The following is a 26786-nucleotide window of genomic DNA, read 5'->3' as shown; positions in this document are numbered from 1 at the left end:
ATGAATGATCAACAAGCTCTGTCTCCTATTCTTGAAAAGATACGAAAGCTTTTAGCGCTATCAACCTCCTCCAATCCACATGAGGCGGCACTTGCTGCTTCAAAGGCACAAGCATTATTGGCCGAGTATAATCTGGAACTATCCCAGGTGCAGACGAGTGAACCGGACGCACGTTACGAACAGGCACACCTTTCTACTGGTTCTCGGGTATGGCGTCGTCAATTACTCTATGTCCTTGCGAAATATAACTTCTGCCAAACTGTTTATGATCCTAATTACAAACATGTGATCCTTATTGGAGAACGTCACAATAGTGAAGTCGTTCAATACCTCTACTCCTCTCTCGTAGAGCAGCTTGAACACATGGCAGTAACAGCTTACCGACAAAGTGAGAGTGAATTTCCTCTGGCTACCTGGAAGAACAGTTTCTTTGCCGGGGCTCTTCGTAGTATTGACCAACGTTTAGACGAGCAACAAAAACAGTTTGTTGCCATCTCTGGTCAATGTCGATCCTTGGTTATTGTGAAAAACGATGAACTACAAAAGGCGGTAAACAAGCTCTTCCCTCATCTACGGGCCGGGCGGTCAAGACGGATAGTCCGCTGTGATGGCTACTATGATGGTATTCGAGCTGGCCGTACCGTGGCCTTGAATAAAGCACTTCACTGATACGGTGCTTACCTGTGAAGTGTTTTCTTTACGAGCAAGGATTGAATACTCTCCTTGCTCTTTTCTTTTCAGGAGGATTTTTATTATGCTTGCCCTTAAAATCGCACTTTGCGTCTTCATCCTTTTAGCCTTGGCTCTTGCTTGGAATACCGGAGGGCTGACAAGTACTCTTGTATGTGCCGTTATGATCGCGGGTATCGCGGTCGTGATCTTGTTTTTCTGGAAAGTTATCTTCTCGTAGGTGTTTCTGCTTGGTGTAGACTGACAACTACCCGTCACGCGATGAGGCGGGTAGATGCTAGCTTGATGGCAAGCTAGAACAAAAAAGAAAGAGGTTTTATCGATGGCAAATCAAACAAAAACATCTGTTTCACCTATTACTGAAGCAGATATCGATGGCTTGCAAAAGGTACTGAGTGATTTGAAGCAGGGAGCACGTGAGGCAAAGGACAAAGGGAACCTTACGACATTTCGGGTGTACCAACGTCTGGTAAAGGTGGTTTCTCCTGAAGTAGTAAAAGCTCATGCACGTAAGGAACGTCAGGATTTGGCCCGCATGAATAAGGATAGTGAAGCTATGAAAGATACTCAGGTTCATGATACCTCCTCTCCTTATGCTGACGCTTCCTCAAATACCCCGTAAATTCTTTTGTTCCTCTCAGAATGTGCAGGAAGAAAACTGAACAAAAGAAGGGGAATTTCCTGCACATTCTGAGCATATTCTAAGAAGATGAGCGTGGATTTTCTTCTTTTTGTGTTCATTTTTGCTTCATTTTTATGCCTTTTGTTTTAAGGGAGGAAAAATAGAATGAGTGCTCTCAGAAATTTGTTTCCTGGTTTTGGTAGACGAATTGCAAATTTTTTTTCCTGGAAAGGGGGACAAGGAATACATCAGGCAGGACAGCAAGGATCGCCACTAGATATGACTCCTCCAACTGCGGAGCAACTGATGCAAGCTGCTATGGCTGATGCAATGCAATCGACAGATACGACCGATACAGGAGTTGAAAAGGGCTTTTATGAATTATTGGCTATTATCTGCTATATCGGGCCGTTTGTTATTGCATTGATGGTTGGTACCTGGATTGGGGATGGTCTAAGCGTTCTCACACATGCAAATGAGGGAGATAGTTTGCTGTATCGCTGGATCAGCATGTTTGTTGAGTCATTTGTCCCGGTAATGAGTACAGCGTGTGCAAGAGCGGTGAAGCGTACCCAGGTAGATCAAGGAGCAATGGGAATGATGATAGCCTCCCTTGCATGTTTTATTGTCTTAGGAATTGGGTCAGCAGCGGCGCAATGGTTCATTTATACAGCTCCTTACGGGAGCAATGTTCCTATGAGTATTGCTGTTGTCTCTCTATTCAAGGGGGTAGCACCTATTATTGCTGATGTTGGCGCAGGTGTCTATCTTTCGCTTCATGGATATAAGAGCCTCAAGAAAAAGCTTGCTCAATTAGATGAGCGAGCAGAAGCAGTACAGAAGATTTTCCAGAAGCAGGCGGCAATTATTGATCAATCAGAAAAACAGCGAAAAGAACGTGAAGATGCGGATGCGGAGCGAGCACGACGGAGCCGTAAAGAAGAAATGATCGATCGTGTTTATGAAATGATGGGAGACTCATTTGTAGGAGCGATGGAAAACTATCTTGCTCTTGGGCAAGGTTCAGTGAATGGGAATGGCTCTCGTCAGCAACGGACAGGATACTAGCCCATGAAAGATCGTGCGTATGTCAAATCCCTTTTTCTTGCCCACGCAGCAAAAATGAAAATTAGTGACCTTGCAGCAACTAACGAACCGTACCAGTTTACCTGTCGCCTGAATTGGATACCTCAGCGGGCCTGTATGCTTGTATCCAGTAGTGATTATTGGGCGAAATGTCTGCATCTTCAAAAGCATGGCATCACCTTGTTTGTTGTCTGGAAACATAATAGCTGTATTCCTTACGATGTACTGTGCTTGGAAGATGGAAAGCACTATCTGGCCTATACGTGTGCAGTAGAGAGTACGCGAAGAACAAAACGAACTTCTAAGGTCTTTCTTGGGCAATTGCTATGTGGTGTTCAATCCGCCTTTGATACCCTTAAAGAGATGCCCTATTCTTCACGAAGACGCTATGAAGTTTTACTGGAGTATTATACTCATCGCCGGAAAGGACGCCCACTTAAGGTTGGGTGAGCCATGGAAAAGTCTTTGGGCAAGCCAGTAGAAAGGTTTGCCCTTTTCATTTGTAATGTCTGCTTCACATTTTCCTCACTCGTTTTTGTTTCCTCTCAGTTTTCCAACAGGAGAAAAAGATGTTCTTACTTACCTTGTTTCCCTGGATAATCATTCTTCTAGCCATCTTTGGCGCGGGCGCGGTGCTCGCTTGTGTTCTTGTACATGCGATATCACAGAAACCATCAAAACGTAGGTCGTTTCAATCCTCTTCAGATTTCATGATTTGTAGCAATTGTGATTGTCACTGTCAACCCTATGCCGTTATCAACATGGAACATGAGATTGTTATTCTTTGTGTAACATGCGCTTCTACTCTTCTGGGTACCGGAGAGGAAAGAGGCTGAAGAAAGGAAAACCAGATGTCACTACTACTTCTCATCATTCTTGGTTGTGGTTTGCTTGCTTGTCTGGTGGGGCTCGCACAAACCCTTCAATCTCGTGCAGGTGTTTCTGAAAACCTTCACGATGCTCTGGTGACACGGGAGCAAGAAGCATTCATGGTAGATCATGGGTGGCGGCCCTGGGCTGCAAACGCGTCTGAAGAAGAACAGGAGCAGGCCTTAAAAGCATACTTAGAAGATCGTCCTGTTCGTTGGTACAGACCGAGACAAGTTGAACAGCCCATTGTCACAACTGGAAAACTACAAGTACCAGATGAGGTAAAACGTTCTTTCTGGTCATTGTGAGAAAGGATTTTATATATGAGAGAGTATATACAAATTTATCATAGCGATGCTGGAAAATCATGGTCAAGATATGGATGTGGGTATAACGTCGTTCGGAGGAAAGTTAACGATGTTGTTCCGCAAGGAAACATGTATGTTGGAACAGTTCATTTCAATAAGCGTGCCATTACGGTTTACCGTGCAGCCGGTAGTGGAATAGTTTGGACGTCACGATTGTCTGACTTGACCCCTAAGATCACTCCCAATTTAGTACAAAGATAAATGTCTCAAGAAAGGACTTCTTCCCATGACAGCAACATCTCTTCTGAATGAAATTGTCTTCTTTCTCGTTTTCCCTGGTCTGTGTGCTTTGTTTCTCTGGCGTTTTAGAAACGCTCAGCAGAGGAACAAACAGAGCCAGCGCTTGATGCGACGCCCCGCCCTACAACGGGCGCGACTTTTACAAGAGAAGCAAGTCGCTGCAAAAAAAAGACGACGCTTACCAGTTTCAAACAATTCTCCACGTCTTGCACATGCACGTGCGAACGCAAAACGTCGTTAAGATACTAGTGCAGTTGTGGTTTCTTGCTCCTGTTTTCCTCTTCGATTTTTGTCAATGACCTTCTCATTCATACCTTTAGCATGCCTCAAGAAAGGAATTTCCTATGCCTTCGTTTGCTGTTTTTCTGCTTGTATGGCTTCTGATTGGTATTGTGTTGTTTGTATGTCTGGCTCCGCAGCCTGGGCGCTGGTTTTCTCGCAAAGGAAAGCGATCTTGATAAGATCTCCCTTCATCTCTCTGTTTTTCTGGCACAAAGAAACGGCTACTCACCTGATGTCTGCCAACCTCACTGAGTAGCAGCAATCGTGAGTAAACCTACCCACATGTCTAAGTATAGCATGTGGGTAGGCGCTCGGAAAGGACCTCTCTACATGCCATCAAAAGATACCTTTTTGTTTATTATGGCTGGCCTGGTTATTGTCTTTTTTGTCGTGTTCATCTTAGGGCGAAGCAGTGGTTCTGTTTCTCGAAGAAGCCGTTATCAACGACGTCGTTTTGATGCTACAGAACTCTATGGGCCACGAAATTATAGGGCAGAACCCTATGGGCAGCAAGGTTCTAGCCTCTGGCTCGTTTTTCTCATTCTTTTGCTGCTTGGTGGCGTTGTCATCTGGCAATGGCCACTTGTTTCTTCATTGATCCCTCTTCGTGTTCCTGCTGTTCATCTCCCGCTGCAACAGCAACCATCTATTCCCTTTTCTGATACAGTTATGGGCGGTCCTGATATGACCGCAGTACAAGTTGATCACGTGTTGCAGGGATCGCCTGCGCAAGGAATAGGAGATGAGCTAACGAACCTCAGCAAGCAATATCAGATTAAAAGTTCTTTCGCGTTGGCCATGTTTCATTATGAGAGTAATTTTGGACGTGAAGGTGTTGCAAGGATCACCAAGAGCTGGGGCAATATTAAATGTACGTCCGGCTGGAAATGCGATCCAACTGGAAACTATCGGATGTACGCAACCTATGCCGATGGGCTTGCAGACTTCTTTGAAGTGATAAAGCAGTATTACTTTCCTGAAGGAAGGACCACGGTAGCGAGTATTCTTCCAAAGTATGCTCCTGCATATGATCACAACAATGTTTCAAAATATATTGCGTCCGTACGGCGAGATATGCAGCACTATCAGGAGGGCCAGTTATGAGTGTTTCACCTCTCTTTGAGCAGTGGTATAGGCAATATTATCAAACATTGTACAACTTCATTTATGGCATGGTTCATCAGCGAGAAGTAGCTGAGGATGTCATTCACGATACTTTTCGCAAGGCGATGGAAGCGAAGCATCTTTGTGATCCTAACAGTAATGTTCGTTTCTGGCTTCTGACTATTGCTGGCAATACAGCCCGTGATGAGCTACGGAAAAGACGTTCTCGCCCTAGCTGCTCTTTCGAGGTTGTGTATAGACATTACGAGCCTGTAGATAAGAAACAACCAGATGTCTGCGTGTCTTGCGAACAGCGAGATATGCTTTCTCGTTTGCTGAAAACGCTCCCCCAAGAGCAGGTCATCCCGTTTGTTTTGTTGACGGTCTATCAGTGGTCTATTCGTGAAATTGCTACAGCGCTACAGGTAAAAGAAGGCGCGATAAAAATGCGGGTTATGCGAGCCCGACAACAATTACAAAGAGCGTCTCAACACGAGGGGGCAGTTGCATCATGATCCAGTTTCAACAAGGCACACTTCGCATCCTTATTCGTTGGTATGATGATGATCCTACAGGGTTTATTGAGGTTCCCGCTACCTATGGAATAGGAACAGGATTGGCATATCATCTCGATGAAGAGAGGAAATATTATTGCATCACACATGTTCCTAGTGGCTATAAATTGGTTGATGTCCCATTGAAGGACGAACTACAAGTTCGTCAAGTACTGGCGCGCATTGCGGAACTTGATCCTGATCGCTGGAATGTCGATCAGGAAACGCTGAAGAAACGACATAGTGATAAAAATTGGAAGATGTATCGGACGTTTGAGGCTATTGTTGAGGGGGTGAGAGCATTATGTTAGGCTCACTAGCAACCTTTGGCTATGCTTCCAAAGAGATGGATGTCGCGCAAGAAATCACCTGCGCGCTTGTTGTTAATCCTGATGCGTGTGTTATTGATACGCGTTTGCATCCCTGGTGTGGCTTTTCCTCGTACTGGCGTCGTTCTATGCTAGAGCGTTCTTTCGCAGAGCGGTACATCTGGAAAGGCAATGTGCTAGGCAATCTTCATCACCGGGAACCAGAGAAGGGTATCAAGCTGGCTGATGAAGAGCAGGGGATAGCCTGGCTGCTCCATTTTCTAGAGCAGGGCAAAACGGCGATCCTGCTTTGTGCTTGTGCTGGCCCGTCTCGCTGTCACCGGACCTTGGTCGCCAACAAAGTACGGGAACGGTTGGGAACACAATTACAAGAGTATCAGCCTGGTCAGCGAGTGCTGACGCCTTATGGCCCTGGCCGGATTGATCCTTTCGTTCCAATAGAAGTGCAGCGAGCGCGCAATCGCTATGCGGTCCTTCTGGATATGCCTAATCCTCTGCATCGCTACTTTTTTGCGGCGCAATTTTCTCCTTTTGACCTCGTACAACCCCAATTGATAGCGTAAGGTCAAGTGTTATGTCACAAGCTCCATTTACGCGCAATGAAGTCATTCTCATGGGTCGTGTTGGGCAAACTCCTCAGCTCACCACGACCCAGACCGGGAAGACACTTTTGCGCTTTCTCTTGCTGGTAGAGCAAGGGACAAAGAAGCCACTACTTCGCTTGTCTATTGTTTGCTGGGAAGAAATTGCCCAACAGGCACGCGCTGAGGTGACAAAAGACCGGCTTGTTCAGGTCAAGGGCTACCTGACACAGCGAAGCTACCAGGGACAAACCTATATCGATGTGGTAGCTGAAAGCCTTGAAGTGGTTTTGTATCCTGATGAAGTCGCTGGCATTTTCCTGCCTCCTCGTTACGATCCTTCTTCTGAACCTTTTTAATCTCTTTTTCTGTTTTTTAAGAAAGGAAGCTTTTCTATGGCTGCTGATTTTAATTCTGTTCTGTTTGTGGGCCGCTTAGGGAAGGACCCCCAGATGAGCTATACCCCAAACGGCAATGCTGTTACCAAATTTAGTATAGCGGTCAATCGCCGCAAGGTGGGCAATAAAGAGCAGCCACCGATGTGGCTAAATGTTGTATGTTGGCAAAAGCTTGCAGAGATTGTCAATGAATATGCGAGCAAAGGCGTACAAATCTTAGTACAGGGCTCCTTCGATCAGCAAACCTATAAAGATAAAGATGGCATACAGCGAATAAAGTATGAAATAGTTGCTTCCAATGTTCAACTGTTAGGCAAGAAACAACAAGCATCTGAAGAAGATGAATTAGGTGAATTAGAGGACTACGAGATATAATCGCCTCCTCTCTGCTGCATTGGAGAGTCCCTTGCTTCGTTCCCTCTACCCTCATCAAGGACAGGCAGGCCATCAGACACGTTGAACGCCTTTGGCGCTTGCCTCTTGTGCCATGTGGTACCGTCAGGCAAGTAGGGACGGCAGAGAGAAAGCTTCTCTCTGCTTATATCGGAGCCGTCCCTGCTTGAGCGAAGCTTACCGCATGAGCACAAGAGGTTCAACGTGTCGGCCTGCCTGTCCCCTTCTCTCCTCTTCCAATTTCTTCCTGAAAAGATGTTTTTCTCGTATTCTGAAAGGACGAAAATGCATGACGTACCAACCATCTGAAGGGTATGCTGCAATCCAGTTAAGCAATAAACGATGGTACCCTGTTGAAGTAGAGCTGAGGTATAGCGCCCTCTCTCCTGATGGATATACCCACATTACCTTGCTCAATGAGTATGAGCAGGATGTTAGCTTTGTCTCAAAGAAAGAGGCAATACGCTATTGTGATGAGAGAAGAAAAGAGAAAGAAAACGGAGAACGTTTCTGGAAATATATGGATGAACACTTACTCGCAACTCAGAGTGACCTTCCTGAACGCGATATATGGTATGAAGAGATGATTTTTGCTTATTGTGGATTTCCTCCAATTATTGCTTCGCGGTGGGATGGTTGGGAAGTGTTTCTTGATGGCTATACATGTCGTCAGGACCGAATACATGAAACGGTTGTAGCACAAGCTCTGACAAAAGATGCGGCCTTAGAACAAGCTGCAAACAAGATATATGAGATGTGTGTTGCTTGTGGATGTGCCCAAACAGTAGAAATATGTTCTCTGTGCCCTGACTGGACCTCGCAGTATTGTTTCTGCTGTGGCTATCCCATGTGCGAGGATCACAGTACGATTGCATATAGGGATAAAGCCTTGGGGATTATGGGGCGCGTGTGTTCCGTTTGCTGGCAGGATATTGAGCAAGCATACCAGGCGCGTCTAGCTTCTCAAAAGAGTTACTCCTTGTAAAAAAAACTATGATATGGAAGCAAGGTAAGGCACGTATTTTACAAGATGCGTGCCTTTTCCTTTTTTGAATAGAAAGGAAAAGTTCTTATGGCATCATATGATATTGTGATTGGAAATAAAGCAGAAGGCTGGGAGTTACTAAAAACTTTATCGGACAAACTCGACGCCCTTGACGAAGCAGACAGTGTATATGAAGACTATTATCAAAGTGGTTGGGATGATATCGAGGTAAAAGTTGTTGAATTGTCTACGAAGAAAAAAATAAAACATATTCGTCCTCGGAAATAATTCTATTCTCTCCCATATACAAAACACATGAGAAAAAACAAGAAAAATTTCTCTCCCTTCTGTTTTTCAATAAGTAGACATCTATGTAGGAATTTTATAAAGCCCTTCCTGGCTTATCGGGAAGGGCTTTTGTTGTAGCACAAACCCAATAAATTTTACTGAAATGAGAAAGCTATTATGAAGAATATTGCTCACATTACCATACAAGATGTTGTAAAGAAAGGCCAGTACCTTGGTCTCTTCGTCAAGCATACGCCCACGTGGGCCTATCCTCTCATTACAAATGAAGATGTACATTATATTCGTGAACTTCGGGAACAATTCCAGAATGGGGAATTTATCGATCTGGAAGGGCGGGTTCACCAGCTTGTTCGAGGGCGAGTTCTTTTCAAAGGAGTCAAAGATGAGTTCTGGATGGGCGGACTTGAGAAGTTCAATAAAGAACGCGAACTTCTCTCTGATGCCCTACCAGACCCGGAAGGTTTTCGACAGTACCGAATGAAAAATCCGGTGCCTCTGCATTGTTATCTGCTCGAATTTCCTTTCAGACTTAACGATGGCAGAACCATATGGGAGATCGCTGCGCCTCAAGGAGCAATCGTGACTTGGGACGGATGGTATGGATCAGCGTTGGATGTTCGGGTTATTCAGCGGGACATTTTTGATAAAACTTATAAGCATTATGAGTAGAAGAGTAATCATTTGAAAAGGAGTGAGCCTATGTTGAAAGTCAATGAGCGTACTGTTGAAGCAGTCGCAGCGTTACTTTATAACAACATATATGACCTTGCCTCTCAAAAAGAGGGTGCATGGTGTGTTGAGGAACGGCGCGACGATCGTAACTACCTTGCCTTTGCTAAATCGTTACTCTACATTGTGCGTGCTATTCCTGATGCTCCCGACCTTACCATTATCGAGCGTGCGATAGCGCGGACAAACCATCATTGGATGAGTGTGCCAGGTTGGACAACGATTGTTATCGATCAAGAGTACGCGTATCTCCCGGATGAGGCTGCAAAATTTCTCCCTGAGCTAAGACAGTTTATTCTCGATCCTTATGCAAATTCCTTGATCCTTCTCTTTGAAGGTGCGTTTTTGAAGCTCGATGAAGATAGCGATGAGGCGACTAAAAATCAAACAGAACTGTGAAAGAGGAATGAAAACTATGATACGAGACGAAGCAGAACGCATTGCTAAACATATGTCTCAAACTATTCCATCGTTAAAAAGGAGCTACATCAATGAGTGAACCTATTCCCCATCTCACAGTGAACGAGTCTCTAGAGAGTCTTTTGAATGCAGCTTTTAGCTTAATGAAAGAGGCAAGACAACGAACGTATTCGGGACCTGCTGCAACGAGAGTAATATGTGCTCTGCTGATATTGGTAGCAAGTGAACATTTTTCACGAGAACAACAGGAGCAAGTAAAAACCATCATCAAGCTTCATGATGAATGCCTCCTTAAAAATGGAGAGGTCAAGAACTGAGCTGGCTGTGCTATGAGTACAGATATCACTTTTCATCTTAGTTGTTGGGTGAGGCAGCTTCTCATGTAGGTTTATAGAAAAAAGAATGTGAATTCGAGGAATAAAACTATGATGCGAGATGAAGCAGAACGCATTGCTAAACATATGTCTCAAACTATTCCATCAACAATTGCTACTCCAGTTGGTATTGAAAGTTGGGATATTCGCTTTTTAGATAGCTGGATGGTGAAAGTAGATGAACCTCGTACTCCACAGGGAGGACGAGGCATACATGTTTGGATCAAATCTATACGTGAGTGGATAAAATTTCAGCAGCTTTGGACAAGATATATTCAGCAGTAAAACAGAAAAGGAATGGGGCCTGTCTAGTAACACAGGCCCCTCAAAGTCCATAGGCGATAACATAAAGTCGCTTAAGAAGTAGTTGTAGAACAGTTTTTAGGGAGTAAAGCTTATGCAAGAACCTCGTATTGTTAATGCAGGGGTAGATACGCTTAAAATAAATGTCTGTCTGATTGGCGGTGAGGGAGAAGTACTGAAACATGCGACAATTCCACAAGAAATCATCCAGGTGTGCCAGCGCTGGCAACAAGAAGCGAAGATAGCAACAAGGCCAGTAGCCACAACCTATGAGTTTCGCAATGCCCACCTACTTATGTATCCGAATAGTGCTCCTGCATGGAATTACATCTTACGCAATGACTGTTTAGAAATTAAACTGGAACCGCGCTTACCTTTGTCAGTCATAGCAAAGATCACACTTCAAAGTAGTTACCTCTGGACGGTATCAACGCCAAAGGTCGCTGTTGACGAAGTAAAGCACTTCTTAATTACGCAATTGTTTGGCGATCACTTGTTCTTACAAATAGCCCAACTTGATCTCTGTGTTGACGTTATGAACTTTATTCCCCCAGCCGATGCCCAGCGAGAGTTTCTAGCGCGTCCTCGAAAGAAACAAAAAATAGAAGTGTCGGAGAAACATAAAGAAATTATCAATGGGCGTAAACTAGAAACCATCCAATTTAGTGGACATGGACGACCCTTTAGCGGCAAGTTATACGACAAGAAAGCAGAGATAGAGCAGCGATCAAAAAAGACATGGTTTCATCCTCGCTGGCAACAAAAAGGGTGGGATGGAAAAGCAGATGTTTGGAGAATGGAGTTTTCTATTGAACGTGAGGGCTTTCATGACGTGAAAATTGAGGGAGTCTACCATGCTTTAGAGAATGTAAGGCGGCTCTGGGCGTATTGCTCACAAGAATGGCTGCGCATGGTCGTACCAGGGCAAGATAAAAAGCGTACAAGGTGGGCAACACATCCTACTTGGTTACTTATTCAGAAAGCTTTTGATGATTATAGTGTGAGTGATATGGATGGATTAGGCCCTTTAGTGAGAGAGAAAACACGAGAGAGTAATATAGAGCAAATTGTGGCACAAATAGCAGGATGTGCCACAACACTTGCAGCATGGGAGAAAGATATTCAAGCACATAGTGATACCCTGGATGAAGAAATCTTTTCTCTGCTTCAGAGAAAAGTACGAGAGCGATGGAGAAAAACTGGCATAGTTGTTCAGGATGTGGTACAAGAAAAGAAGCTTCTCTATTCACAAGCGTAATTTGGTTTCTTACTAGAGAGAACATTGGAAAGGGATGTTTCATGCCTAACAAGAAAGACATTCAGGAGCCAATGATACACCTTGATCCTGGCTTACCATGTGCCTTTGATTGCTCACAAACAGCAAAAGTAGCTTTAACAAAGGTGCTCAGACGAAGAAAGCTAGGGCTGCATTATGTGCGTCCTTGGGAGATACTTCCAGTTTGTGATCTTCACTTACGACTGATAAAAAGAGATATAGAAGTAACGTTGCGTATGAAAGAGATTGAAGAAGAAGAGAAAAAAGACTAATGGATAGAAAGCAGGGAAAAACTTTCTCTGTAAGTTACAACAGCGGTAGCACAGCATAAGAAAGAGTAGAGTAAAGCAACACTCCTAAATGAAGGATGCTGTGCTACTGAAGTTGAGCCACATGGCTCAAAAAAGTTACAATTCCTGGCAAGCTGCATTCTATGCATTTATATAGGATAAAAATTCCAAAATAAATAAAACTTCTCTGGACACTTGGAACATGAACAGAGAAGTTCATGAAGAACAGAGTTATCAGCCCTGCACGTCAATTATAGCATGCAGGGCTTTTGTTTTGAAAGGAAATGGGTGCATATGACTCAACATTCTTTGCAAACAGAGCCTTTACTTCTAACTGTTAAGCAAGCTATGGGAGAACTTCAAGTAGGACGTTCTAAATTTTATCGTTTGGTTAAATATGAAGGGCTTCCTTTAATACGCTCTGGTCGTTGGGTACGCGTATCGCGGGATGCCCTGAAGTGTTGGATCGAAAAGCAATATTCTTAGAATGTATAAAGGTAAAAATAGCACTGGTGGATCACTTCATTAGTGTTTAACTTTTTTTGGGGGAATGATTATGGCAAAACGAGGCAACGGAGAAGGATCTATTTATCGTCGTAAAGAAGATGGTAAATGGGTAAGTAGTATTACTCTTGAAAATGGAAAACGAAGGGTTGTTTATGGCAAAACACGTGCAGAAGCAAAAAATAAACTAATAGAGGCTTTGCAAGAACAACAAAAAGGTATGTTAGTTGTGTCTGGACCTCTTACGGTAGCTCAATTCTTGACAGATTGGTTAGAAAATACACATAAGCGGCTGATACGTCCTCGAACCTATGAGCGGTATAGAGAAGCTATCTACTTGCATCTTATTCCCGTACTTGGTCAACATCAATTACAAAAATTAACGGTACAGCATATTCAAGCATTCTATGCTAAAAAAGAAGAAGAAGGCTTAGCACCTGCTACAATTGTTTATTATCATAGTGTTCTGCATAATGCATTGAATACTGGAATAAAACGAGGACTTATCTCTCGTAATGTTTGTAATTTGGCCGATCCGCCTCGCAAAGAACATTATGAAATCCAGCCACTAAGTATAGTACAAGCTCAAAAGTTTCTTTCCGCTATAGAAAATCATAAGTGGAAGGCATTATACGCTTTAGCGATAGCAACGGGTCTAAGGCGTGGAGAAATTTTAGGTCTAAAATGGCAGGATGTGAACTTTAAGAATGGAACTTTACAAGTACAGCGCATTCTTTCACGTGTACCAACGCAAACTCCGAAGCGGGTACATGTGTATGTGGAAGCAGAGCCTAAAACAAAAAGAAGCCGTCGTAATATTGTAATTGCTCCCTTTGCTCTTGAGGCACTTGACCAACATCGTATGCAACAAGCAGAGATAAGATCGAAAGCTGGTGAAACTTGGAAAGACCATGATTATGTTTTCTGTACAATGAAAGGCACTCATCTTAATCCTAATCATGTGGTTGAAGAATTAAAGAAAATTTTACTTCGAGCGGAATTGCCAAATATTCGTTTTCATGATCTACGTCATAGTGCTGCAACATTTTTGTTTGTAGCTGGTGTACATCCAAAGATAGTTCAAGAGTTTTTGGGTCATACGCAAATTAGTACTACAATGGATATCTATTCACATATGCTTCCTGGTATGCAGGAGGATGCTGTGAACAAACTACATGACGCTCTTAAGAGAAAGGATGATGATGACGAAGGGCTAGCGGGAGCAGGGGTACCTAAACGGCCCAGAGAATAAATTTTCCGGTTGCTACACCGTTGCTACATTTAGCAAAGAAGAGCATAAAATAAAAACGTCTCAAGTCAATCTGTAAGCGGCTTGAGACGTTCAATTGAATTAGAATGGTAGCGCATACGGGATTCGAACCCGTGATCTCCGCCTTGAGAGGGCGATGTCCTAGGCCGCTAGACGAATGCGCCATGTTGCAAACCGTTAAGTTCTTTTGCGATATGCCCAAAGGCTTATCACGGGGTATATCATACCGCGACTCTGCAATCTTGTCAAGAGGTTTTAGCCGCGTTTTTGCCAGATAAATTAAGCTGCCGAAAAATAGGTCAGGCAGAGCCAGCAGCCCACTTCCGCCTGACCTTGGAATTACCTGTGGAGATCGATGTGTACTGGCTGGCCTTTGTGATGGATAGTAAAGGCCAGGCGCTTCCATCCATCTGGCCAATGAGGGGTTGTCGTGTGGCCCTCGTCAGTGACCCGCAGCCCGGCAAAGCCGAGCACAACTGCCTGCCAGACGGCGCCTGCGCAGGCAGCATGGATGCCTTCTGGCGTATTACCGCGTAGATTCTCCAGGTCTACTAGCGCGCCTTTCATGAGTAGGTTGTAAGCTTCATCTGTGTGCCCAAGCTCGCAGGCCAGGATTGCATGCAGAGCTGGGGTCAGCGATGAGCCATAATCGTGATCGGTAATGGGAAAGTAATAGTCCCAGTTAGCCTCTTTGGTTTCTTGATCGAATTGTTCATCAAGGACAGTAAGGAGCATAAGGACGTCGGCTTGCTTGATGATACGGTATTTTTGAATGGCATCGATGCCAAGAATACCTTGAAAGGAATCTCTTCTTCCTGCGTACTTCTTTTGATCGAGCGGTTCGAGATTGAAAAAGTTCTCGAACTGTTCGAAGACTTTTGTTTTGGGATCTTGCAAAATGCGCAGGTGTTCTACCACATCCTGCCAGCTTTCAAGGTCTTGCTCAGTAATATGAAGCTGGAGTAGAAGCTCCTGGGCTTTTTCCGCATCGTATGTGTGTAGCCAATGGAGACTATTGATAGCTTGCTGGATATTCCACTTTGCCATGTAGTTGGTATAGACGTTATTGTTGACGTGCTCATGCCATTCATCTGGGCCGATAACGTTGTTGATTTCGTAATCATGGCGTTCGGGATTCTTTTCGGCTCGGCTTGTCCAGAATTGAGCCGTGCTTAGCAGGATCTCGGTCCCATAGTTGCGCATGAAGTCGTCATCGCCTGTAATGTGCCAATATTGGCAGACTGCGTGGGCAATGCTGGCTGTAATATGTAGCTCAATAAAGCCATTGAGGACGGGAATGACCTCACCCGTCTCGGGATGGATGATTGAGGGTGGCGTAGTTTCTTCACCATTTAAAGTGCTTTCCCATGGATATTGAGCGCCTTCGTAGCCATTGCTTGCAGCTTTTTTACGTGCTGCTGGTAAGAGATGATAGCGGTAGAGCAACAGGTTGCGGGCGATATGCGGGAGCACATAGGTAAAAAATGGCAGCATGAAGATCTCGGTATCATGGAAAACGTGGCCCCGATATCCAAAGCCGGTTAGCCCTTTGGCGGCAATACTATAGCGACTATCGTGTGCTGAGGTATTGATGCGTAATTGATAAATGTTGTAGCGTATCCCTAGCTGGGCCTTGCTATCTCCTTCAATGAGCACATCGGCTATTTGCCAGAAGGAGTGCCATGCTGCTATGTGGGTAGCTTTGAGCGTATCGTATGGCTGCATAGCGTCTGCCGTGCTCTGCTCTGTCTGGGAGGCGTGCGCATGGATAGAGAGCGCATTATGTATATCCGGCTCTTGTAAAATGGGTTCTGTAATCAGATTTTGATGATGAGTTAAGGCTTCGCGCAAGGGATTGCTACTATCGCGTGAAGTATACATCACGACGATTTTTTCAGTAGTACAAGTTGTTCCTGGAGCCAACTCCCCGCTCAGGCGGATGCTGGGCGCAATATCTGAGTCAACCATCTCTACTTGTAAATCAGCTATATTGGCCTGAAAACTCATGGTTTGCGCAAGTTGTATTCCACTTCTTTTGGTCTCCGTCTGTAGCCAGAGCAAGGAGTTTTGATGTCCCTGATCTACCGGTTCCCAGTGCATGACATCATAATTGCCCTCAGCTACATTAAAACTGGCCCATAAGGCAATATCGATAGCCTCCTTGGCGGATTCATCGCATGTGACACTATAACGAATCGCCCCTACGTGTTCATCTGAAAGACAAGCAAAACGCTCGCTAGTAATGCGAACACGTATCCCTTGCGGGCTTTCCCAATCGACTTGCCGATAGAGGAGGCCATGCTGTAGATCCAGGTGGCGATGATAGCTGAGAATTTTACCACGGTCGAGTCGGAAGCGTTCACGATTTATGAATAGTTGTATTGAAGTCCAATCCGGAGCATTGGCTAGCTCTTCTTTTGCGATAGCAATGTCGTCAAAAACGCCGAAAAGCAGCGTAGCGGAATTATCCCTTGGATAACCCTCTTCGAAGGTCCCTCGCGTGCAAAAGTAGCCGTTGCCGATAGTGTAGACGGTTTCCTGGCTGTGAAGTGTTTTGAGCTTAGGATCAAATGTATCTTCGTTTACATACCAATGGTTCACAACAACTTCCTCCCTCTTCAGCTCGTAAGCAATGGTTAAAGAGCGCCACCAGCGTGAGGCTGCACTCAGATTAGTTTAATATGTCTGCTAGGTGTTTATTCGCAAGAGTCGGCAATACTTTGTCAGCTCGATGGAAGCGCTCTTCTGGCCCAATAGCGATGGCGCGCATACCTGCGGTCTTGATTGCTTCGATGCCCGCGTCAGCATCTTCAAGGCCCAGGCAGGCAGAAGTGGGCACATTCAGAAGCCCTGCTGCATAAACGAAGATGTCTGCGGCAGGTTTGCTATTGCTAACGCTGTAGCCATCGGCGATGCCGTCAAAGTAATGGATAATATCCAGGCGATCCAGGACAGTGCGGCTATTCTTGCTGGCAGAGGCTATGGCTGTCTTGATGCCTGCGTGCCTGATCTCATCAAGTAATTCTCGTCCCCCCTCAACTACTTCTTTTGGGCTCATCTGTTTGATTAATTCATTGTAGTAACGGTTTTTGCGATCCATCATCTCCTGTATTTGCGCTTCGGTATAGGTGCGACCCTTGATGAGATACATAAGGGATTCACGTCTGCCAACTCCGCGTAGATGCGCATCATTTTCTTCACGCGTAAAAGATATGTGCTCATCATTTGCCAGGTGCTGCCAGGCCTGATAATGGTACTCGGATGTGTCTGTCAGTACTCCATCCAGATCAAAGATTATTGCTTGTGGCTTTTGCATTGTTTAGGTTCTCCAGGTGAAAATATCCCACTCTACAATAGATTATATGGTTGAGGCAAATAATTTGCCCCTATTTTAATAACGTATAAGTACCAAACTCAGCTTTATCGTATTAGGATAAGTTCGTTCCATAATATTTAACGGAACAATGGTATATCCTGGCTGAGCTTGCTTGCCTGATAGATCAAGTAAAATATCCTTTCTTATGTCATTGTATCTATTATATGTGATAATCACGAATATATTCGGCAAATTGTTCCACCAATCGCAAGATTGTGAACTTTTGCTGGCTGCTCTACCAGAATGCTGAGTGAAATAAAGATGGCTTTTATACCTACCTGAAAGTAGTGATGCTGCGCAGTGAAATGAAATAGCTGAATAATTCGTATAATATGCAGTGGTGGCGATAGAAAACTGGCAATAAATTGGAGCGAAGATCCGAAAGATCAGGGAGAGGTTATGAATATACCCGTTACTATTGGTTTGCCACAATTACTGCTATTCCTGCTAGGCTTGATAGGTTTGAGCTTATTGATCTCGTGTGTGATGGAACTGAGTAGGGGGCATGTAGAGAAATATGTGAGCGAGAGGGGTGAGCATAGATATCGCAGGCGCAGGCGGTTGCGCTGGGGTCGTGGCTTGAGTGGAGTTGTGCTTGCTTTGCTTGCTCTGTCTCTGTTGTGGGCTACCTTTCTGGTTCAGACCTATCTTGGTTTGACCAGCGATATTCGCGTTGCCCAGGTGCGGGCCGCACCATTAGAGGGTATACCTCACCTGATGAGTGTTGAGTTGGTTCTCTATGATAAAGATGGTCATCAAGTAATGGATAAAACATATCCAGTGCAGGGCGATGAATGGATGCTTCAGGGCGATATTATTAAGTTTCCAGGCTGGTTAAACATTCTGGGTTTACATTCTGGCTATAAGCTCACACGTTTGGAGGGGCGTTTTGATGACCCAAATCTTGAAAGCAATGCAAAACATACGGTGATTACGCTCAATGGGGGCGATGATAACTTCTTCAGGACGGTACAACAACAAGCCTGGGTCTCGCCCGTTGTGGAAGCTGCTTATGGTAATGCTGTCTTTCTTGCCGCCGATAGCAAATCATATGATATTTTTGTCTCTCAGACAGGATTATATGCTAAACCTGCTAAATAGCATTTCAGCCTCTTGAAGAACTTTCGGGCAGCGTAGAACCATCTCTGCGCTGCCTTTTGTTGTGTATGATAAGGGGATGAGCTTGCTACTAAACTTGCTGTTCTGCACAATGGTGGAAGTTAGAAAATATCCATTCTACAAAAATAATGAGGGAGGACGATATTAAATATTATCAAGATTTACAATCTTCCAGTTATTCCCTTCTTGTTTCAATTCCAGATGGACATTATAAGGCTGACCATTGCGCTGGACGCTAACTGTGAAAGTTGCCGTGTTGGTACCGTTATCTGTGCTGATATTGGTGCTAGTTATCGAGGTGCTACTGACCTTGCCTTTGCTTGCATCAAGGACCTGGTTTGCCTGCTTAAATAGCACGTCGGTGATTGCCTGATCGTTATAGGTGATTCCGCTTGCATCTAGATACTGATATGCGGTTGTGTAGTCCTACCTTTTGATTGCATCGTAATATGCATTGACCGTGTTCGTGGCTGGATTATTAGAAATAAAGCGGCTGAGGACAAAAAAGCCTCCTCCACAGGCAAGTAAGAGCACAACAATAATTCCAAGGAATATCCAGAGGAAGGTGCGCCGTTTGCGGGGTGGCTTGGGTTGAGCATATCCAGGTAATGGCGGTACAGCGTAGGGCGGTTGCCCATATCCGGGCTGTCCCTGAGAATAAGGTGGAGGGGTAGAATAGAAATTTGGCTGGTTTGGTCCTGAGTTCATAAAATTCTCCTGTGTTGTGAATTGTGTGGGCCTGGTGGTTAAAATAAAGGCAGTCAGACTGGGCTATAACAAGAGAACGTTGTTTCTCCATATTTTTTGTGGATGAGTTTTGGCCTGCTGAAATGAAGACTAGAAGCTTGTAGCGTCTATATCTTGTGGGAAAGAAAGCTCGATGGCCATTGAGAGGCTAATCAGGCGAGATAAATTTGTGCCTGAAGAGCATAGATGCGGGCCCTCAAAGTCATCTATGCTCCTTGCGGATTAATATTTAGAGAAGGGTTGCCTCGTGTGTAGAGTTGTCAGGCCTGAACTAGGTGCTATAAAAGCTTTTGTAGGGCGCGAATGGTAATAGCCCACGCTTCCGAGGAAGGATCGATCAAGGCAAAGTGATCTACTCCTGGTAATTCAATCAAGGTTAGCTGGTCACCGGCATCTTTGGCCTGGAGGGCGTAGGCCTGGCTGACTTCGATCGGCACCCTATCATCTTTATCGCCATGGATGAGTATCTGGGGGATACCTAGCGGCAGAAGCGCGGCCGGTGAGGCCAGGGCATAGCGTTCTGGCACCTCCATAGGGGTACCACCGAGCAGTGTTGCCGCAGATCCATCTTCAAGATTAAGTTGCCAGACCTGCTCCAGGTCGTTGGCTCCAGCCAGGCTAACTATGCCCTTAAACGTATAGGGGGGAGTTGATAATGCCGCTAACTGGCTATCTTCAGGGAACTTTGATCTGGCCGCCAGCCATAAAGCCAGATGGCCGCCGGCTGAGTGTCCCACGGGGATGACGCGTTGCATATCCAGTGCATACTGCTGAGCTAAAGTCTGCAGATAATCTGAAGCGTGAGCAACATCCTGGAACGTGCCTGGCCAGCCTCCGCCAACATCTTCTATACGCCTGTATTCGATATTCCACACTGCTATGTTACGTTGGATGAGGTCTTCGGCCAGTCCTGTCATCAGAGAGAGGTTATAGGGTGCGTGCCAGAAACCGCCATGAATGAGCAAAACAACAGGGAAGGGCCCGGGGCCTTCCGGGAGAAATAGTTCGCCAAATTGCTGGGGATCATTGCCGTAGGAGTGGCGCAAGGCCTTGCTGTCCATGCCTTGAGGTGTTGTAGAAGGTGGACGGGTCGGCTGATGCTGCGAGTTCATAGGGTATACCTGCCTTTCAGTTGAGGTACTCATTGGGGTGCATTTGTTTTCTTTTACTTGGGACTGAGATATACGCCACTAGTAAGATATCACAGTTTGGGATAATGACCGGCTTCCGAGCGCTTGATAAAAAATGTTGGTTCGCTTAATGGGCATAATTCTGAGAAGACGCTAAGTAAGAATCAAGAATTCTGTGTTTCTTATAGCCATTATCTTTGGGGAAAAATGGAATTGTGGCCCAGCGCGATATTCAGGCAGAGACGCCTCGACAGATGCATCCCGCCTGAATGTTCAGAAAAATCTCCAGGTTAAAGGGATAAGGATTCCTGCAAAATCAGGCTGCAGATTACCCTTTTCCTATAGCTTTGCGTAATACGCGTCCCAGACGGGCAATGCCTTGCTCAATCTGTCCTGGCGAAGCATTAGAGAAATTCAAACGGAGCGTATTCTTTACTTCTCCATAGGGATAGAACGACGTTCCGGGCACAAATATTATTTTTTGCTCCACGGCGTCCTTGAGTATATCCATACTATTCATGCCCTCGGGTAGTGTCACCCATAGGAACATACCACCTTTAGGACGCGTCCAGTTGATTCCGGGAGGGAAGTGCTCGTCCATCAAGGCTAGCATGAGATCGCGCCTGGCTCGATAGGTATCGCAGATGTATGGCGTATGTTCCTCTAGCAAGCCATCGCTAACCAGCTTATATGCGATGAACTGATCGAAGGTGGATGTATGAAGATCGGCGCCCTGCTTGGCTTGAACAAGCTTTGAAATAAGCGCCGCGGGAGCCACGATCCAGCCGAGACGCAGGCCGGGGGCCAGGACCTTGGAGAAAGTGCAGAGGTAAATAATGTTACCCTGATATCCATCCGCGTTCTGTTCCGCTTCACTTTCTGCCAGCGTAATCAGAGGGGGGACAGGCTCATCTTCAAAGTTCAACTGGGAGTAGGGATCGTCCTCAATAACAGGGATGTTGTACTGCTGAGTCAGCTCTACAAGTTTTTTTCTACGCTCTAGCGTCAGGGTTACGCCTGTGGGATTTTGAAAAGTTGGCAGAATATACATGCATTTGGGCTGAGTCTGTAGGATCTTTTCAAGACCTTCGATGATGATTCCCTTATCATCAGAGGGCTGCGAAACATAATCTATATTATAGCAACTCCAGGCCTGGAGCGCTCCCATATAAGTAGGAGCTTCTACCAGCATTTTATCACCGGGATTCATCAAGACTTTACCAAGCAGATCAAGAGCTTGTTGTGATCCTGTGGTAATCAAAATGTTGTCTACGCTTGCTTGAACTCCACGCTTGACCATTTGCTGGGCCGCCCATTCGCGTAGAGGATAATAACCCTCTGTGGCACTATATTGTAAGGCTTGCGAACCGCGTGTCTGAAGTACCTCTTGTGCCGCCTTAGCAATCTGCTCAATTGGAAAAACTTCGGGCGCGGGCAGACCACCGGCAAAAGAAATGGTATCGGCTTGCTCTGTCACTTTCAGGAGTTCTCGGATGGCCGAGCTTTTCATTCCTTGGACGCGCTGGGCATATTGCTGTTCCCACCTGATTGGCATGTACGTCTCCTTGATTATCCGCTGTGATTTTCGAGTATAGAAGAGTTCATATAACTCACTGTAAAGCCTTGGGACGGATTTGTCCAGAGACAATATGGATCTGAGGAGTGGGACAATTTAAAGTATGACTTCTCCGAGCCTGATCTGGCTTGCGCTGTAGGCCCTGGAAGCGTTATTCCTGCAATGCCAAAAACCTACCGATCGATAATATGTGCTCTGCTTACAGGAAGATTGATTGCGTTGAGACGGGAGCGAATGAGATCCTTGGCGCATGCGGGCCCAGGATCGCCTGGCTCCCCTCCGCGTTTTTTCAGCTCAAAGTAAGTTTGCTTTGCTAGTCAGTACGCTGATGGCCCCATACATCGGCGTTGACTAGATTCTTGGGCCGTTCGCCTCTCAAAGCACTGGCAACTTGCTCGCAGGCCATGACCTGCATTCGTAATACTCCCGCTGCTGTAAATGAAGCGATATGCGGAGTACAGATAGTATTGGGATGGCTAAAGAGAGGATTATCGGCTGCTGGTGGTTCAGGCTCATAGACATCGAGAGCCGCACCGGCGAGGTGACCTGAGCGTAAGGCATCGAGCAAGGCCTGTTCATCAACCAGGCTTCCGCGCGCGACATTGATCAGGTAACTGCCCTGCGGCATAAGCTTCAACGTCTCGGCGTTAATAAGGTGGCGCGTCTCCTGTGTTGCTGGGCTGTGGAGAGAAACAACCTGGGAACGTGAGAGGACATCGGCCAGGGTTGGCACTAGCTCTACCCCCATCTCGCTTGCTCGTTCTTTGGGAATGAAAGGATCAAACGCCAGGACGTGCATGCCCAATACCCTGGCGATTGTCGCAACGCGGCTGCCGATACGCCCTAATCCAACCAGCCCTAGCGTTGCCCCAGCCGTTTCTAGCCCCAGCAACTGTTGCATATTGGCTTGAAAGCCGTTGCCTGCACGCAAGCTGCGATCTGCCGCCATAACGCGTTTACAGAGATTGAGCAAAAGCGCAATAGCGTGCTCGGCAGTGGACTCGGTAGGACCTTCGGGCGTGTTTAAGACCATAATGCCTCTTTGTGTGGCTGCCTGTAGATCTATACGATCTACGCCAATTCCGTAGCGTGCAATGGCGCGCAGGTGAGGGCTGAGGCGGTCCATAATATCGCCAGTTACATTGGTATTTCCTCCGATGATAATAGCCTCCGCCTGTGAGGCGTCCTGGCACCAATCAGTAGATGTTTCTTTACTCGCGACAGAAACCGTGGCTATATCCTTAAGCATGGCCAGAGCCTGGGGTTGCAGTCGGGTATCTGTCCAGACCTGTGCTTGTGGCATGATCTACCTTCTTTTCCTTCTCTCTGGACGATCTATCCTCGGGCGATCCGCAGATTTTGATTTGCTGCTGTGATCAGACTATTAATATCTGTGGTGACTGGAACCATCTGGAAACCCTGGCTAAGCCTTTGAGCTGCCGATTCGCCGGTCCCACAGAAGATGCCTGGAGCCACATTGTATTTTTTTGCTCCAACTTTAATACGTTCCAGAGCAGCTAAAAATTCTGGCTCAGCTCCATCTACGCTGGGGGGAAGGCCGATCTGGGCGTGCAGATCGTTTGGGCCTACAAAGGCAACGTCTATGCCCGGTACTGAAAGAATCTCGTCAAGGTTTGCTAGCGCGGAAGCACTTTCAATCTGCACGATAACGAGGATTTCGTCATTGGCCTCCTGCGCATAATCAGACCAGCTGGTGAGGCCAAAGCCATATGGGGCAAATATACCACCAATGCTACGGCTGCCTTGCGGTGGATATTTCGAATGAGAAACGGCTTGCTGTGCTTCCTCCCTTGTGCTAACCATGGGCGCCATTACACCCCACGCACCCGCGTCCAGGGCCCATTTATACCATTCAACACTGTTATATGGTATGCGCACGAAAGGAGCGCAAGTTCCTGCGTCAGCGATAGCGCCAACCATATCCGCCATCTGGGTGGGAGTTTGAGCGCTATGCTCCATATCTACCAGCAACCAGTCAAAGTCTAAACGGGCCATTATACGTGCTGTTGGCAGGCTGGGCAAACTAAGCCAGGCTCCTAGCACCGGTTCGCCGCGCTTGAGCTTTTCTTTTACATGGTTTGTTCGCATCGCGTGCTTCCTTTCTAAAATATCGGCGCAATTGTAAGAGAAGGAATTTTAGCTGCACCTTGTTGTAGATAGTCTATAGGCTACTGTACAAGCGCGAGTAAATGCTATATGCTTCAACAGTAGGACCAAGAGGTAAGGAGAAGAGAAGACATATGAGACTCCCATGAAGGCTGAGGATGTTACCCTTCGTTTAGACTAACTGCATACAACGCTGTCTATATTCCTAATGCTATTGTAACATTACGCATAATAGACTGAGCAGAATTAAGTACTAGCTGTGAACAGTACCAGAGGAATATGCTCTATAAAAAAGCGTACTCTATGGGTTATAGTGTTAGGCGTGCCTGCCAGCGTGTTAAAATAATCGTAGGATCTAGAGTATCTGAGTGGATATGAGAGAAAATGCTCTCTTGATGGCTGTGAGATAGGGTAAAGTATAGTTTCTATTCTGGCAGAAATTTGTATTGGACTGCTATGCTTTGCCCAGAGTAGCCGGCTGTAGATAATACACGTGGCTGAGAAAGGAACTCTTTGAGCTTAAAGTAGAAAGCGAGTGCATACATAAAATGATCTTACAAGAGGTATTAGAGCTATTTATAAAGCAACAAAAAAGGTGGATAGTTAGCGATGGGGAGAAGTACTGGGAATTAGTAAATACGCCAAACGTGCTGGGCGCTCAATTGACAAGGGATGTGACTGTGCGGAAAGATGGAGAGCAGTTCCTCATATTCTGGGGGACAGAAGGAGTTGACAGTCCACATCTCAAAATATATCAGGACGAAGAGGTTTCCAGGATGAACATGAGTAGCCAGAACTTACAATGGAGTGGGGAGCTACAAAGCGATCTTGATAAACTGAATGCACTGCGACCGCAAGTTCTGGCAGCCTATGATATGAATACTTGGGCGATGATAGAAGCAATTGCTCTGGGTACGCTCAATGCCAAAGCTCCACAAGGTCAACAAGTGTGCTTTAACGCGCAGAAGGACCTTTATGAGCTAGTGCCTGCTCACGATTAGATGAAGCTTTGACGCGTGAGCTGCTTCAAAACAGGTGCGCACAGATAATAGCCCTGCGTGCGCGCCTGAATCTCCTCTTCGCGGACCTTATTCGTGAGCAAATCTTACCTTGAAGCGCTGGATTTTGTGCGTACCCGCGTCTTGGGAAGCCCTGGTGGTATGGACGGCTTAATGGGCCGAGCCTCGAAATCGCCTGGTTGGGTAGCATCTTTTCCTGCCGATAGCCCTGAGCGTTCGAGTAGCGGCGTGAGAAGGATGCAGAGCAGCAGGTTTACTAATAGCCCGCTGATTGCTGCATAGAGTGGAATGGCGAAATTTCCTATGCTCAACACATACACCGCTGATTGGAAATTTTGTATTACCACCTGCCATGTTCCTATCCCCAGGCCTGCAAGCAATCCTACGATCAAAGCCCAACGGTGAAACCAGCGCGTATAGAGGCCCAGGAAAACTGCCGGCAACGTCTGGATAATCCAGATGTTACTAAGGAGTTGAAAATTAATAGCTAGCTTGCTCGGAAAGAATAGAATAAAAATCAGTGCCCCTATTTTGGCGACCAGAGAGGCGATTTTGGCTATATTGGCCTCGTGTTCTTCGCTGCAATTAGGATGAAGATATGCACGATAAATGTTATGGGTAAAAAGATTGGCTGTCGCAATTGACATGATTGCCGCCGGAACCAGTGCTCCTATGGCGATGGTGGCGAAGGCAAAGCCCGCGAACCAGGACGGAAAGAGGGAAGAGATGAGGGATGGAAGAGTTGAGTTAGCTCCATAAGTTGGGGAAGGCTTGATATTGGCTGCAATAGCTGCGTACCCGAGTAAGCCAATCAAACCAATCAACAAGGAATAGGCCGGAAGCAATGCCGCGTTGCGTTTGATGACCTTGCGACTGTTTGTACTGAGGATGCCGGTAAGGGTATGGGGATAGAGAAAGAGCGCAAATGCAGATCCTAGAGCCAGCGAAACATAGGTGCTATAGTCGGACTGGGGTAGGAGATCATGAAAGGCGGTGGGATTATGCAGCGCTTTTTGATGCACTGCGGCAAAGATATTAGCAAAGCCTCCCAGCTTTAAGCCGGCATAAATGACAGTAATTAGCACAACTAACCAGATACAGCTATCTTTTACGAAGGCGATCAAGGCGGGAGCACGTAAGCCACTGAGATAGGTATAGGCGGCGAGAATACCGAAGGCCAGGAAGAGAGAAGTTTCTAGCGGCACTCCCATCTGGGCAAGCACTATCTCTATCCCGTACATCTGGAGCGCGATGTATGGCAGGGTTGCTAGAATACCCGTGATGGTGACAAGGAGCGCTAAACCGCTGCTATCGAAGCGCTCACGTACAAAATCGGCGGCCGTCAGGTAACCTCGATGCCTGGCGATTGTCCAGAATCTGGGCAGGAAGAGAAACATGAGCGGAAATACTAAGCTCAGGTAAACTACGGGGAAAAAACCCAGCGCTCCACTACTAAAGATGAGTGCAGGAACTGCTATAAAGGAGTAGGCAGTATAGACATCGCCGCCTAGCAAAAACCAGGAAACTATTGTGCCAAAACGTCGCCCTGCTAATCCCCATTCCTGTAATCGTGAAAGATCGCCCGAGCGCCAATGTGCCGCGAAGAAGCCAAGCAGATTAACCAGAGCAAAAACTGTGATAAAGATGATAAGCGCTTGCAAGTTCATATGAAGCCTCCCAACTTACTACCAAAAAATTTCCTGTATGCTTAGTTG

The 26786-nt window shown here is 46.0% G+C and carries 32 protein-coding genes and 1 tRNA gene; 23 read left to right on the top strand and 10 right to left on the bottom strand.

What is annotated here, in order from left to right:
• The 21 genes from EPA93_RS19195 to EPA93_RS19095 all read left to right on the top strand — a co-directional run bounded on the left by EPA93_RS19195 (position 1) and on the right by EPA93_RS19095 (position 13959).
• The gene (locus EPA93_RS19195) at positions 1–669 is read left to right on the top strand and encodes a DUF2786 domain-containing protein (RefSeq protein WP_129889059.1); all 669 of its coding nucleotides are present in this window, start codon (positions 1–3) and stop codon (positions 667–669) included.
• 343 nt (positions 670–1012) lie between these two features.
• Positions 1013–1312 (top strand): hypothetical protein, encoded by a 300-nt coding sequence (locus EPA93_RS19190; RefSeq protein WP_129889058.1) that lies wholly within the window; start codon positions 1013–1015, stop codon positions 1310–1312.
• Between the two features lie 165 nt (positions 1313–1477).
• Complete coding sequence (locus tag EPA93_RS19185; RefSeq protein ID WP_129889057.1) at positions 1478–2380, top strand: OmpH/Skp family outer membrane protein; 903 nt, start codon at positions 1478–1480, stop codon at positions 2378–2380.
• Positions 2381–2383: 3 nt separating this feature from the next.
• Positions 2384–2848, top strand: coding sequence for a hypothetical protein (locus EPA93_RS19180; RefSeq protein WP_129889056.1), 465 nt, complete (start codon positions 2384–2386; stop codon positions 2846–2848).
• Between the two features lie 401 nt (positions 2849–3249).
• Positions 3250–3576 carry a hypothetical protein gene (locus tag EPA93_RS19175; protein ID WP_129889055.1) on the top strand — a complete coding sequence of 109 codons (327 nt, stop codon included), beginning with the start codon at positions 3250–3252 and terminating at the stop codon, positions 3574–3576.
• A gap of 912 nt (positions 3577–4488) precedes the next feature.
• Positions 4489–5262 (top strand): glucosaminidase domain-containing protein, encoded by a 774-nt coding sequence (locus EPA93_RS19170; RefSeq protein ID WP_165423251.1) that lies wholly within the window; start codon positions 4489–4491, stop codon positions 5260–5262.
• Positions 5259–5777, top strand: a complete 519-nt coding sequence (locus EPA93_RS19165) for an RNA polymerase sigma factor (protein WP_129889053.1) — start codon at positions 5259–5261, stop codon at positions 5775–5777. The genes EPA93_RS19170 and EPA93_RS19165 overlap by 4 nt, the downstream gene beginning before the upstream one ends.
• Entirely contained in the window at positions 5774–6127 is a 354-nt protein-coding gene (locus tag EPA93_RS19160) for a hypothetical protein (RefSeq protein ID WP_129889052.1), read from the top strand. The genes EPA93_RS19165 and EPA93_RS19160 overlap by 4 nt, the downstream gene beginning before the upstream one ends.
• Complete coding sequence (locus EPA93_RS19155) at positions 6121–6708, top strand: DUF488 family protein (protein ID WP_129889051.1); 588 nt, start codon at positions 6121–6123, stop codon at positions 6706–6708. Before EPA93_RS19160 ends, EPA93_RS19155 begins: the two co-directional genes overlap by 7 nt.
• A gap of 11 nt (positions 6709–6719) precedes the next feature.
• Entirely contained in the window at positions 6720–7085 is a 366-nt protein-coding gene (locus EPA93_RS19150; RefSeq protein WP_129889050.1) for a single-stranded DNA-binding protein, read from the top strand.
• 36 nt (positions 7086–7121) lie between these two features.
• A complete protein-coding gene (locus tag EPA93_RS19145; RefSeq protein WP_129889049.1) occupies positions 7122–7499 on the top strand; it encodes a single-stranded DNA-binding protein in 378 nt (125 codons plus the stop codon).
• 427 nt (positions 7500–7926) lie between these two features.
• On the top strand, positions 7927–8502 hold the full coding sequence (locus tag EPA93_RS19140; protein ID WP_129889048.1) for a hypothetical protein: 576 nt from the start codon (positions 7927–7929) through the stop codon (positions 8500–8502).
• Between the two features lie 87 nt (positions 8503–8589).
• Positions 8590–8790 carry a hypothetical protein gene (locus tag EPA93_RS19135; protein ID WP_129889047.1) on the top strand — a complete coding sequence of 67 codons (201 nt, stop codon included), beginning with the start codon at positions 8590–8592 and terminating at the stop codon, positions 8788–8790.
• Between the two features lie 177 nt (positions 8791–8967).
• Positions 8968–9480, top strand: a complete 513-nt coding sequence (locus tag EPA93_RS19130; protein ID WP_129889046.1) for a hypothetical protein — start codon at positions 8968–8970, stop codon at positions 9478–9480.
• 30 nt (positions 9481–9510) lie between these two features.
• Positions 9511–9939, top strand: a complete 429-nt coding sequence (locus EPA93_RS19125; RefSeq protein WP_129889045.1) for a hypothetical protein — start codon at positions 9511–9513, stop codon at positions 9937–9939.
• A 92-nt stretch (positions 9940–10031) separates the two neighbouring features.
• Complete coding sequence (locus tag EPA93_RS19120) at positions 10032–10277, top strand: hypothetical protein (RefSeq protein WP_129889044.1); 246 nt, start codon at positions 10032–10034, stop codon at positions 10275–10277.
• Positions 10278–10385: 108 nt separating this feature from the next.
• On the top strand, positions 10386–10619 hold the full coding sequence (locus EPA93_RS19115) for a hypothetical protein (RefSeq protein WP_129889043.1): 234 nt from the start codon (positions 10386–10388) through the stop codon (positions 10617–10619).
• Between the two features lie 112 nt (positions 10620–10731).
• Positions 10732–11895: a hypothetical protein gene (locus EPA93_RS19110; RefSeq protein WP_129889042.1), complete on the top strand. Its 1164-nt coding sequence runs from the start codon at positions 10732–10734 to the stop codon at positions 11893–11895.
• A 41-nt stretch (positions 11896–11936) separates the two neighbouring features.
• Complete coding sequence (locus EPA93_RS19105) at positions 11937–12185, top strand: hypothetical protein (RefSeq protein ID WP_129889041.1); 249 nt, start codon at positions 11937–11939, stop codon at positions 12183–12185.
• 312 nt (positions 12186–12497) lie between these two features.
• On the top strand, positions 12498–12689 hold the full coding sequence (locus tag EPA93_RS19100; protein ID WP_165423250.1) for an excisionase family DNA-binding protein: 192 nt from the start codon (positions 12498–12500) through the stop codon (positions 12687–12689).
• Positions 12690–12759: 70 nt separating this feature from the next.
• Positions 12760–13959, top strand: a complete 1200-nt coding sequence (locus tag EPA93_RS19095; RefSeq protein WP_165423249.1) for a tyrosine-type recombinase/integrase — start codon at positions 12760–12762, stop codon at positions 13957–13959.
• A gap of 105 nt (positions 13960–14064) precedes the next feature.
• On the opposite strand, the gene EPA93_RS19090 is transcribed toward EPA93_RS19095, so the two are convergent.
• The 3 genes from EPA93_RS19090 to pgmB form a co-directional block, all read right to left on the bottom strand.
• Positions 14065–14141, bottom strand: a tRNA-Glu gene (locus tag EPA93_RS19090).
• A gap of 175 nt (positions 14142–14316) precedes the next feature.
• Positions 14317–16578 (bottom strand): glycoside hydrolase family 65 protein, encoded by a 2262-nt coding sequence (locus EPA93_RS19085; RefSeq protein ID WP_129889038.1) that lies wholly within the window; start codon positions 16576–16578, stop codon positions 14317–14319.
• A 70-nt stretch (positions 16579–16648) separates the two neighbouring features.
• The gene (pgmB, locus tag EPA93_RS19080) at positions 16649–17293 is read right to left on the bottom strand and encodes a beta-phosphoglucomutase (protein ID WP_129889037.1); all 645 of its coding nucleotides are present in this window, start codon (positions 17291–17293) and stop codon (positions 16649–16651) included.
• A gap of 459 nt (positions 17294–17752) precedes the next feature.
• Here pgmB and EPA93_RS19075 point away from each other — a divergent pair, with 459 nt between their 5' ends.
• Positions 17753–18454, top strand: coding sequence for a hypothetical protein (locus EPA93_RS19075; protein WP_129889036.1), 702 nt, complete (start codon positions 17753–17755; stop codon positions 18452–18454).
• 162 nt (positions 18455–18616) lie between these two features.
• Here EPA93_RS19075 and EPA93_RS19070 read toward each other — a convergent pair whose 3' ends face one another.
• The 6 genes from EPA93_RS19070 to EPA93_RS19045 form a co-directional block, all read right to left on the bottom strand.
• Positions 18617–18829: an MTB12 C-terminal domain-containing protein gene (locus EPA93_RS19070; RefSeq protein ID WP_165423248.1), complete on the bottom strand. Its 213-nt coding sequence runs from the start codon at positions 18827–18829 to the stop codon at positions 18617–18619.
• 69 nt (positions 18830–18898) lie between these two features.
• Positions 18899–19180, bottom strand: a complete 282-nt coding sequence (locus tag EPA93_RS19065; protein WP_129889034.1) for a hypothetical protein — start codon at positions 19178–19180, stop codon at positions 18899–18901.
• Between the two features lie 317 nt (positions 19181–19497).
• Entirely contained in the window at positions 19498–20331 is an 834-nt protein-coding gene (locus EPA93_RS19060; RefSeq protein WP_242527444.1) for an alpha/beta hydrolase family protein, read from the bottom strand.
• 346 nt (positions 20332–20677) lie between these two features.
• Positions 20678–21904 carry an aminotransferase-like domain-containing protein gene (locus EPA93_RS19055; RefSeq protein ID WP_129889033.1) on the bottom strand — a complete coding sequence of 409 codons (1227 nt, stop codon included), beginning with the start codon at positions 21902–21904 and terminating at the stop codon, positions 20678–20680.
• A 334-nt stretch (positions 21905–22238) separates the two neighbouring features.
• On the bottom strand, positions 22239–23228 hold the full coding sequence (locus tag EPA93_RS19050) for a hydroxyacid dehydrogenase (RefSeq protein WP_129889032.1): 990 nt from the start codon (positions 23226–23228) through the stop codon (positions 22239–22241).
• A 32-nt stretch (positions 23229–23260) separates the two neighbouring features.
• A complete protein-coding gene (locus tag EPA93_RS19045) occupies positions 23261–24034 on the bottom strand; it encodes an HpcH/HpaI aldolase family protein (RefSeq protein WP_129889031.1) in 774 nt (257 codons plus the stop codon).
• Positions 24035–24600: 566 nt separating this feature from the next.
• Here EPA93_RS19045 and EPA93_RS19040 point away from each other — a divergent pair.
• On the top strand, positions 24601–25053 hold the full coding sequence (locus EPA93_RS19040; RefSeq protein WP_129889030.1) for a hypothetical protein: 453 nt from the start codon (positions 24601–24603) through the stop codon (positions 25051–25053).
• A gap of 104 nt (positions 25054–25157) precedes the next feature.
• On the opposite strand, the gene mctP is transcribed toward EPA93_RS19040, so the two are convergent.
• Entirely contained in the window at positions 25158–26738 is a 1581-nt protein-coding gene (gene mctP / locus EPA93_RS19035; protein ID WP_129889029.1) for a monocarboxylate uptake permease MctP, read from the bottom strand.
• Between the last annotated feature and the right edge of the window lie 48 nt (positions 26739–26786).

The sequence above is a fragment of the Ktedonosporobacter rubrisoli genome (assembly GCF_004208415.1).
In the GTDB taxonomy this organism is placed as follows: Bacteria; Chloroflexota; Ktedonobacteria; order Ktedonobacterales; family Ktedonobacteraceae; genus Ktedonosporobacter; species Ktedonosporobacter rubrisoli.
This window is presented reverse-complemented; position numbering and strand designations above follow the sequence as displayed.

Bases quoted from the DNA above. Each gene is read 5' to 3' on its own strand.
- EPA93_RS19195 (WP_129889059.1), top strand. From the start codon at position 1: ATGAATGATCAACAAGCTCTGTCTCCTATTCTTGAAAAGATACGAAAG.
- EPA93_RS19190 (WP_129889058.1), top strand. From the start codon at position 1,013: ATGGCAAATCAAACAAAAACATCTGTTTCACCTATTACTGAAGCAGAT.
- EPA93_RS19185 (WP_129889057.1), top strand. From the start codon at position 1,478: ATGAGTGCTCTCAGAAATTTGTTTCCTGGTTTTGGTAGACGAATTGCA.
- EPA93_RS19180 (WP_129889056.1), top strand. From the start codon at position 2,384: ATGAAAGATCGTGCGTATGTCAAATCCCTTTTTCTTGCCCACGCAGCA.
- EPA93_RS19175 (WP_129889055.1), top strand. From the start codon at position 3,250: ATGTCACTACTACTTCTCATCATTCTTGGTTGTGGTTTGCTTGCTTGT.
- EPA93_RS19170 (WP_165423251.1), top strand. From the start codon at position 4,489: ATGCCATCAAAAGATACCTTTTTGTTTATTATGGCTGGCCTGGTTATT.
- EPA93_RS19165 (WP_129889053.1), top strand. From the start codon at position 5,259: ATGAGTGTTTCACCTCTCTTTGAGCAGTGGTATAGGCAATATTATCAA.
- EPA93_RS19160 (WP_129889052.1), top strand. From the start codon at position 5,774: ATGATCCAGTTTCAACAAGGCACACTTCGCATCCTTATTCGTTGGTAT.
- EPA93_RS19155 (WP_129889051.1), top strand. From the start codon at position 6,121: ATGTTAGGCTCACTAGCAACCTTTGGCTATGCTTCCAAAGAGATGGAT.
- EPA93_RS19150 (WP_129889050.1), top strand. From the start codon at position 6,720: ATGTCACAAGCTCCATTTACGCGCAATGAAGTCATTCTCATGGGTCGT.
- EPA93_RS19145 (WP_129889049.1), top strand. From the start codon at position 7,122: ATGGCTGCTGATTTTAATTCTGTTCTGTTTGTGGGCCGCTTAGGGAAG.
- EPA93_RS19135 (WP_129889047.1), top strand. From the start codon at position 8,590: ATGGCATCATATGATATTGTGATTGGAAATAAAGCAGAAGGCTGGGAG.
- EPA93_RS19130 (WP_129889046.1), top strand. From the start codon at position 8,968: ATGAAGAATATTGCTCACATTACCATACAAGATGTTGTAAAGAAAGGC.
- EPA93_RS19125 (WP_129889045.1), top strand. From the start codon at position 9,511: ATGTTGAAAGTCAATGAGCGTACTGTTGAAGCAGTCGCAGCGTTACTT.
- EPA93_RS19120 (WP_129889044.1), top strand. From the start codon at position 10,032: ATGAGTGAACCTATTCCCCATCTCACAGTGAACGAGTCTCTAGAGAGT.
- EPA93_RS19115 (WP_129889043.1), top strand. From the start codon at position 10,386: ATGATGCGAGATGAAGCAGAACGCATTGCTAAACATATGTCTCAAACT.
- EPA93_RS19110 (WP_129889042.1), top strand. From the start codon at position 10,732: ATGCAAGAACCTCGTATTGTTAATGCAGGGGTAGATACGCTTAAAATA.
- EPA93_RS19105 (WP_129889041.1), top strand. From the start codon at position 11,937: ATGCCTAACAAGAAAGACATTCAGGAGCCAATGATACACCTTGATCCT.
- EPA93_RS19100 (WP_165423250.1), top strand. From the start codon at position 12,498: ATGACTCAACATTCTTTGCAAACAGAGCCTTTACTTCTAACTGTTAAG.
- EPA93_RS19095 (WP_165423249.1), top strand. From the start codon at position 12,760: ATGGCAAAACGAGGCAACGGAGAAGGATCTATTTATCGTCGTAAAGAA.
- pgmB (WP_129889037.1), bottom strand. From the start codon at position 17,293: ATGCAAAAGCCACAAGCAATAATCTTTGATCTGGATGGAGTACTGACA.
- EPA93_RS19075 (WP_129889036.1), top strand. From the start codon at position 17,753: ATGAATATACCCGTTACTATTGGTTTGCCACAATTACTGCTATTCCTG.
- EPA93_RS19065 (WP_129889034.1), bottom strand. From the start codon at position 19,180: ATGAACTCAGGACCAAACCAGCCAAATTTCTATTCTACCCCTCCACCT.
- EPA93_RS19060 (WP_242527444.1), bottom strand. From the start codon at position 20,331: ATGAACTCGCAGCATCAGCCGACCCGTCCACCTTCTACAACACCTCAA.
- EPA93_RS19055 (WP_129889033.1), bottom strand. From the start codon at position 21,904: ATGCCAATCAGGTGGGAACAGCAATATGCCCAGCGCGTCCAAGGAATG.
- EPA93_RS19050 (WP_129889032.1), bottom strand. From the start codon at position 23,228: ATGCCACAAGCACAGGTCTGGACAGATACCCGACTGCAACCCCAGGCT.
- EPA93_RS19045 (WP_129889031.1), bottom strand. From the start codon at position 24,034: ATGCGAACAAACCATGTAAAAGAAAAGCTCAAGCGCGGCGAACCGGTG.
- EPA93_RS19040 (WP_129889030.1), top strand. From the start codon at position 24,601: ATGATCTTACAAGAGGTATTAGAGCTATTTATAAAGCAACAAAAAAGG.
- mctP (WP_129889029.1), bottom strand. From the start codon at position 26,738: ATGAACTTGCAAGCGCTTATCATCTTTATCACAGTTTTTGCTCTGGTT.